This window comes from Acidimicrobiia bacterium, from assembly GCA_035948415.1.
GTDB lineage: Bacteria > Actinomycetota > Acidimicrobiia > IMCC26256 > PALSA-555 > PALSA-555.
Map to the genome: position 1 here is coordinate 1 of DASZJD010000049.1, position 7,022 is coordinate 7,022.

The 7,022-nt window shown below is 72.5% G+C and carries 8 protein-coding genes; 3 read left to right on the forward strand and 5 right to left on the reverse strand.

Going from position 1 to position 7,022, the window contains the following annotated elements; all coding sequences use genetic code 11:
- A partial coding sequence (locus tag VG869_06880) for a carboxylesterase family protein (GenBank protein HEV3450911.1) occupies positions 1-192 on the reverse strand: 192 nt, incomplete at its 3' end.
- A gap of 181 nt (positions 193-373) precedes the next feature.
- Here VG869_06880 and VG869_06885 point away from each other — a divergent pair.
- Both VG869_06885 and VG869_06890 read left to right on the forward strand, forming a co-directional pair.
- Positions 374-1,129: a class II aldolase/adducin family protein gene (locus VG869_06885; GenBank protein ID HEV3450912.1), complete on the forward strand. Its 756-nt coding sequence runs from the start codon at positions 374-376 to the stop codon at positions 1,127-1,129.
- A gap of 41 nt (positions 1,130-1,170) precedes the next feature.
- Positions 1,171-2,391, forward strand: coding sequence for an amidohydrolase family protein (locus tag VG869_06890; GenBank protein HEV3450913.1), 1,221 nt, complete (start codon positions 1,171-1,173; stop codon positions 2,389-2,391).
- An 82-nt stretch (positions 2,392-2,473) separates the two neighbouring features.
- Here the strand turns inward: VG869_06890 and VG869_06895 are convergent, their stop codons facing one another.
- Positions 2,474-3,211, reverse strand: a complete 738-nt coding sequence (locus tag VG869_06895) for a methyltransferase domain-containing protein (GenBank protein ID HEV3450914.1) — start codon at positions 3,209-3,211, stop codon at positions 2,474-2,476.
- A gap of 310 nt (positions 3,212-3,521) precedes the next feature.
- Between VG869_06895 and VG869_06900 the strand changes: the two genes are divergently transcribed.
- Complete coding sequence (locus VG869_06900) at positions 3,522-4,232, forward strand: hypothetical protein (GenBank protein ID HEV3450915.1); 711 nt, start codon at positions 3,522-3,524, stop codon at positions 4,230-4,232.
- 156 nt (positions 4,233-4,388) lie between these two features.
- On the opposite strand, the gene VG869_06905 is transcribed toward VG869_06900, so the two are convergent.
- From VG869_06905 to VG869_06915, 3 genes are all read right to left on the reverse strand, one after another.
- Entirely contained in the window at positions 4,389-4,955 is a 567-nt protein-coding gene (locus VG869_06905; GenBank protein HEV3450916.1) for a class I SAM-dependent methyltransferase, read from the reverse strand.
- Between the two features lie 374 nt (positions 4,956-5,329).
- The gene (locus VG869_06910; protein ID HEV3450917.1) at positions 5,330-6,157 is read right to left on the reverse strand and encodes an ABC transporter permease; all 828 of its coding nucleotides are present in this window, start codon (positions 6,155-6,157) and stop codon (positions 5,330-5,332) included.
- Between the two features lie 4 nt (positions 6,158-6,161).
- Positions 6,162-7,022 (reverse strand): ATP-binding cassette domain-containing protein (locus VG869_06915; GenBank protein HEV3450918.1); only part of this gene is annotated, 861 nt, incomplete at its 5' end.

Sequence of the window (7,022 nt, forward strand, 5' to 3'; positions counted from 1 at the left end):
CGGACCGAAGGCGAGCGCGGGTCGGATGCCGGCCCACGACGGCGGGGCGAGGGGACGCAGCCACCGGTGGCTCCCCGCCGGCGACCCGGCGTACGGGATCCCGAGGAACCGCCGCACGGGGCTCCCGTCGGGCGCCGAGACGGTCACGCCCTCGAGCGTGCCGGACGCGGTGTCGAGCCGCGGCGCGCTCACCGCGCCTCACTCGCGCGTTGACGCTGGGGCCACGGGGACACGGGGTCCGACACCGCGGTGACCCACCGCCTCGAGGCGGTCACGGCGTGCCGCCGCCGGATCGTCCGCGCCCGCACCGCCGAGACCGTCGACGCCGGGTCGGCCGGCAACCGCGCCCCGGTGATCGCGTAGGTTGGTCGCGGTGGCGAAGGTCGACGCGTCCTTCACGCCCCGGGCCATGGCTCCGATCGGCGTCGAGCTCACCGACCGCCAGAAGCTCGCGTGCCTGCACCGGATCCTCGCCGGGCTCGGGTTCAACGAGAACATGGCCGGTCACGTGACCATGATCGCGGACTCGGGCGGCAGCCTCTGGGCCAGTCCCTGGGGGCTCTGGTGGGACGAGGTACGGGCGAGCGACCTCTGCCGGGTGTCACCGGAGGGTGAGGTGCTCGACGGACGGTGGGACGTCAGCCCCGCCATCTTCGTGCACACCGAGCTGCACCGGACCCGACCCGACGCCCGGGTCGTCGTGCACAACCACCCGTACCACGCCACGCTCCTGGCGACGCTCGGGCGCCTGCCGGAGATCACCCATCAGGCGGCGTGCATGTTCGACGGCGCCCTGGCCCTCGTGGACGAGTACCAGGGCCAGGTCCTCGACCGGGACGCCAGCGCCTGGCTGGCCGCACGAGTCGGCGCCGCCGACGGCGTGATCCTGGTCAGCCACGGGGCGCTGGTCATCGGCGGGTCGGTCGAGGAGGCGACCTACCGGTCGGCGACCTTCGATCGCATGTGCCGCCTCACCGCCGACGCGCTGGTCAGCGGGCACCCGACCCGGGAGATCGCCCCCGAGCACCGCGCCGCCCTGAAGGCCGCGTTCCGGACCCACGCGCTCGACGCCTACTGGAACGGCGCGGTGCGCCTGCTCCTGGCCGACGACGCCAGCGTGCTCGACTGACGGGAGGAGCCGTGCCGGTCACGATCGACGAGCTCTCGAACATGGAGTCGTTCGGGGGCGGCGGCCAGCGCCGGGCCGAGGTGACGCTCCTCCCCGACCCCGAGCCTCGCGAGGCGCGGTTCACGGTGATCTCGACCGACGATCACGTCGTCGAGCCGCCGCACATGTGGGAGGGCCGCTTCCCCGCCCGGCTCGCCGACCACGCGCCGCGGGTGGTCGCCGCCGAGGACGGCGGCGAGCGGTGGCTCTGGAACGGCGAGCTCATCGCCAACGTCGGGTTCAACGCCGTCGCCGGCCGACCGACCACCGAGTACGGGTTCGAGCCCACCCGGTTCGACGAGATGCGCCGAGGGACCTGGGACATCCACGCGCGCATCCACGACATGGATCTGAACGGCGTCTACGCCAGTGTGTGCTTCCCCTCGTTCCTACCCGGGTTCGTCGGCCAACGCATCTCGCTCGCCCCCACCGAACCCGAGCTCGGCCTCGCCGCGATGCGGGCCTGGAACGACTGGATGCTCGAGGAGTGGTGCGGCACGGACCCGGACCGCATGGTGGCGCTCCAGCTGCCCTGGCTGCGCGACCCGCACGTGGCCGCGGAGGAGATCCGACGCAACGCCGACCGTGGCTTCAAAGCCGTGACCTTCTCCGAGAGCCCCGACAAGCTCGGGCTCCCCTCGATCCACACCGGCTACTGGGACCCGTTCCTCGCCGCCTGCGAGGAGACCGCCACCGTGGTCTGCCTCCACGTCGGATCCTCGTCGACGTCTCCGTCGACGACCGAGGACGCGCCCCCGGAAACCATCGCCGTCCTCTTCTTCGCCTACGGCATGTACGCCGCCGTCGACTGGCTCTACTCGCGGATCCCGGTGCGGTTCCCGGGCATCAAGATCTGCATGTCGGAGGGCGGGATCGGCTGGGTCGCGGCGCTCATGGATCGCCTCGACCACTGCTTCGAGTACCAGACGGGCTACCTGCACACGTGGGAGGGCGTGGCCGAGACCCCGACCGAGGTCCTCCAGCGCAACTTCTGGTGGTGTGCGCTCGACGACGAATCGGCGTGGGCGACGCGCCACCGGATCGGGGTCGACCACCTGGTCGTCGAGTCCGACTACCCGCACGCCGACTCGACCTGGCCCGACACGCAGGCGGTCCTGGCCCGACAGCTCGCAGGAATGCCGGACGACGAGGTGCGCGCGGTGTGCTGGGCGAACGCCGCCGCGCTCTTCCGTCATCCGGTCCCGGCCACGGCACGCCCGTAGCCGGCTGCCCCGTCGGCCCGGCGCGCGTCCTTCGCTCGAGGTCCGGGCGCTCGCTCCGACCCCGACGCCGGGGAAGGCGGCGTCACTGCCGTCTGGTGACCGTGATGATCTCCGGGCTGGCGTCGGTGAGCGGCTGCCGGTCCCAGTCTCCGAGCTGCTCCTCGATCCCCAGGCCCGCGCCGGACAGGAACGAGGACAGCTCCTCCTCGCCGAGGAACCGCAAGGTGCTCGAGCTCTTCTTCGGCCCGTCCCAACCGGGACTGGAGAAGGTCTGGGTGAAGCGAACGACGTCGCCGATGACCGGCGTCTCGACCTGACGCGAGTACCGGACGACCGCGCGGCCGGGCCGGGCGATCGCAACCGGCGTCTCCGTCGTCCAGTCCTCCCACGCTCGGACTCGCGGGTTGCGGGTCTCGAACACGAAGCGCCCGTCGGCCGTGAGGGCGGACCGGATTGCGATGAGCGATGCTCGGATCTCGTCGTCGTCGACGAGCACCTGGAAGGCGTGGCCGGTCATGACGACCAGATCGAACTCCTGATCCCAGGCGACAGACGCGAGGTCACCGAGGACCCACTCGATGTCCGAGCGGGACCGAGCCTGCCCGAGCATCGCGTCGGCGGGATCGAGCCCGCAGAGCCGCCCAGGATGACCGGCCTGTCGGGCCAGGCGGAGCAGCTCACCGGTCCCGCACCCGACGTCGAGCACGCTGCCCGCGGCCATCACGAGCGGCAGGTAGAAGCTGAAGTCGGGTCGCCCTCGGCAGAGCACGTCATACAGCTCGGCGAGACGAGGATCGGCGAACAGCCGATCAACGGCCATCGCTGCTGCTCCCGGACATCTCACCCTCGTCGGCGTCGGATCGAGCGCTGGTGTCGCTCGGTGGTCGGGTCAATTGTCACACGGGTCGCGCGCGGCGAGGACCGATCTACGGCTTGGCGACGAGGTGGGAGCAGTCGGCGAGCCCTCGAGCGAGCTTCGATGAGGGCGCGCGACACCACCGGCCCCGCCCGTGCGAGTCAGCCCCGTTGACGGGATCGTTCCCGCTCGGCCCGCGGAGCGCCCTGTGCAGCGGAGCGGGCGAGCATCGGCCGTGCTTGACCCTCGACACCGATGCTGGCACCGTCGACCGGTGGCGCCACCCCTCGTCATCCAGCCCCGGTTCCGGGGCCCACCCGACAGCGCCAACGGCGGCTATGCCTGCGCGATGGTCGCCGGATCGATCGCGGGCGCGGCCGAGGTCACGCTGCACGCGCCGCCGCCGCTCGGGCAGCCCCTCGACCTTCGACCAGACGAGGACCGCGTCGCGCTCCTCGCCGGTGACGAGCTCCTCGCGACGGCGCGCCCAACCACGATCGACCTCGATGTCCCCGCCTCCGTCAGCCTCGAGGAGGCGCGGCGCGCCTCGTCCCGATACGAGTGGATGGACGACCACCCGTATCCGACGTGCTTCGTCTGCGGGCCTCAGCGCCCGGTCGGTGACGGCTTGCGGATCTTCCCCGGAGCCATCGACGACCGATCCCGGTACGCCGCCCCCTGGACACCCGATCCCTCGCTCGCGGACGCCGACGGGCAGGTCCGGCCCGAGTTTGTCTGGGCTGCGCTCGACTGCCCAAGCGGCATCGTCACCGACCTCTTCGGAGACGTTGGCCTCATCCTCCTCGGGCGCCTCGCCGTCGACATCAGCCGCCCGATCGCGGCCGGCTCGCCGTGCGTGGTCACGTCCTGGCCCCTCCAGCGGGACGGTCGGAAGCTCCACACCGGATCGGCTCTCTTCTCGGACAACGGCGACGTGCATGCGATTGCGCGCGCCGTCTGGATCGAAGTTCGATCCAGCCGCTGAGCCCGCACCCTCCCACTCGGGCTCCGACCGGCTGGCGTCGACCGCCACGTGAGGGCCGGCTCCGGGCCCGCGGTCGCCGTCGTCACCGGCGCGAGGTCGGGTCTGGCCCTCACGGATCACGGTGCGCGGCGCGGAACCTGCGCGCTGCCGGTCGGGTCAGCGGCGCATGGCGATGATCGTGCTCAGCGTCGGGGCCATCCGCGCCTCGGACGCCAGCAGATCCGGATGCTGGAGCCAGTGGAGCCGGGCTTGATCGAGGACCTGGCGGCTGCCCTGGACCCCGTCGACCTCGCCCGCCGCACGGGGTGGCCAGCGGTCCCACGGTGTCCAGTCGTCGATCACCAGTGACCCGCCGCCGCGCAGCGCCTCGCGGGGAGCGACCGGCGTGTCGCCGGCGGTCTTGCCGCTTCCGCCTCCGTCGAGGACCAGCAGGTCGAAGGGACCGTGTTCGAGCAACGCCGGCCAGTCGCCGGTGAGGACCTGGACCTGTCGGTACGGCGCGAACAGCTCTCGGGCGGCCTCGGCGCGGGCTCGGTCGCGTTCGATGCTCACGAGCCGCGTGGTCGGGTCGGCGGCGCTCAGCATCCAAGCCAAGCCGACCCCACAGCCGGTTCCGGTCTCGCCGATGAGACCGCCGGGTCGGCCCTGGGCCAGCAACGCCAGGAGGCGACCCTGCGCGGGGTGACACGAATACGGAAAGCGCATCGAACGGGCGAGCTCCACGGCGCGCTCGACCAGAGCGGGCAGGCCGCGCTCGCCGTCATACGAAGCGGTACCCGTCAGGCACACGCCGACCCGCCCGGCTGCGCCCAGATTCGCCGCATCAGACCTCCGGCGCTTCGGGTTGAGGATTCGTGCGGCCGGCAAGTCTCGATCGAGCGACGGCAGCGCGCCTCGGATCCATCGCCCCTCAGTCTCTCCGGGCGCAGCGCGGTGCCAACCACCATTTCTCGGAGCCGCGCCGATCGCTCGGCTGAGGGCGTCGTGCGAACGGACGCGCCGTGGCCCAGCGGTCGGGGGGAGACCGCCGGGCCACGGGGAACTGCTCGAGGGCGGCGGCCCACGCCGCGCCACGTCGAGCGCACGTCGGGGGCCCCTCAGGCGTCCCGCCGGACGAGGGCGACGCCGGCGACGACCAGCGCCACCGCCACGTACGCGACGAGCAGGACGAGCCCCGCCGTCGGCCGCAAGAGGTCACTCGTGTGGCGGACGGCGAAGAGGGCCCGGCCGGCGCCGCTCGGCAGGTACTTCGCCACGTCGGTGTTCCACGGTGACGGCAGCGCGTTCGAGAGCAAGGGGAGCACCAGGACGAGCGCGACCAGCGCCGAGATGGCGCCCGCGGTGCGACGCAGCAAGGTCCCGAACGCCAAGCCGAGCAGCCCCACCGCGGTGAGGAAGACGGCGGCGCCGAAGACGGCGCGCAGCGCGCCGGGGTCCCCGAGCGAGATGCCGACGTGCTTCCCGGCGAGGAGCGTCTGCCCGACGAGGAACGCGCCCAAGCAGGCGACGAGGGACACCACGAACGCCGCCGCCGCGAACACGACGACCTTCGCCGCGAGGACGGCTCGCCGCTGCGGGACCGCGGCCAGCGTCGTGCGGATCATGCCCGTGCCGTACTCGGAGCTGATGACGAGGACCCCGAGCACGCCGATCGCCAGCTGGGCCAGGAAGAGGCCGTTGAGACTGGTCAGCGCCGGGTCGAGGATGGCGCGCTCGTGGAGGCTGAGCCGATCCCAGCGGCTGACCACGGCGAAAGAGAAGAGGGCGCCGAGCCCGACCGTGAGCACCAGGGTGACCACGAGCGTCCACACGGTGGAACGAACCGACCGCAGCTTCGTCGCCTCGGAGGCGATCGTCGCCCCGAGCACGGAGCCGCCCGCCGGTGGGCGGACGGCGACGGCGTCGGTGGTCATCGTGGCTTGCACGGCGTCACGCTCCTGTGGTGGCGGCCGGGGTCGCGGCCCGGTACTCGACGGACTCGTTCGTGAGCTCGAAGAACGTCTCCTCGAGCGAGGCGTGCTCGGGCGTGAGCTCGTGCAGCGGGATCTGGTGCGCGGCGGCCAGCTCGCCGACGGTGGGGGCGTCCAGACCCCGAACCGACAGCGTTCCGTTCCCGTCAGGCTCGACGGTGCCGTGCTGCGCGCGCACGAGGTCGGCCAGCTCCGGCGCTCGGGGGGAGCGCACCAGCACCTTTCCCCCGGCCCGGCTGGTCAGCTCGCGGATGGGACCCTCGGCGATGAGGTGCCCCCGGCCGATCACGATCAGGTGCTCGGCGGTGAGCGCCATCTCGCTCATGAGGTGGCTGGAGACGAACACGGTGCGGCCCTCGGCGGCCAGGCCCTGGAACAGCTTGCGGACCCACACGATGCCCTCGGGGTCGAGGCCGTTCACCGGCTCGTCGAACATGAGGGTGGCGGGGTCGCCGAGGAGGCTGGCGGCGATGCCGAGCCGTTGCCGCATCCCGAGCGAGAACGTGCCGACTCGCTGGCGAGCGGCCGTCTCCATGCCCACGAGCTCGAGCACCTCGTCGACGCGCCGTCGCGGGATGCGGTTGCTCTGGGCGAGGGCCCAGAGATGGTCCACGGCGCGACGGCCGCCGTGCACGAAGCCGGCGTCGAGGAGCGCCCCGACCTCGTGCAGCGGGAAGCGCGTCGTCTCGTAGCGGCGCCCGTCCACCGTGACCGCGCCGCCCGTCGGGTGGTCGAGGCCCAGGATCAGTCGCATCGTGGTGGTCTTCCCGGCCCCGTTCGGGCCGAGGAAGCCCGTCACGTGCCCGGGCCGCACCGTGAA

Excerpts from the sequence above, each read along its gene's own strand:
- VG869_06895 (HEV3450914.1), bottom strand. The coding sequence starts at position 3,211 with ATGGCCGTTGATCGGCTGTTCGCCGATCCTCGTCTCGCCGAGCTGTAT.
- VG869_06890 (HEV3450913.1), top strand. The coding sequence starts at position 1,171 with ATGGAGTCGTTCGGGGGCGGCGGCCAGCGCCGGGCCGAGGTGACGCTC.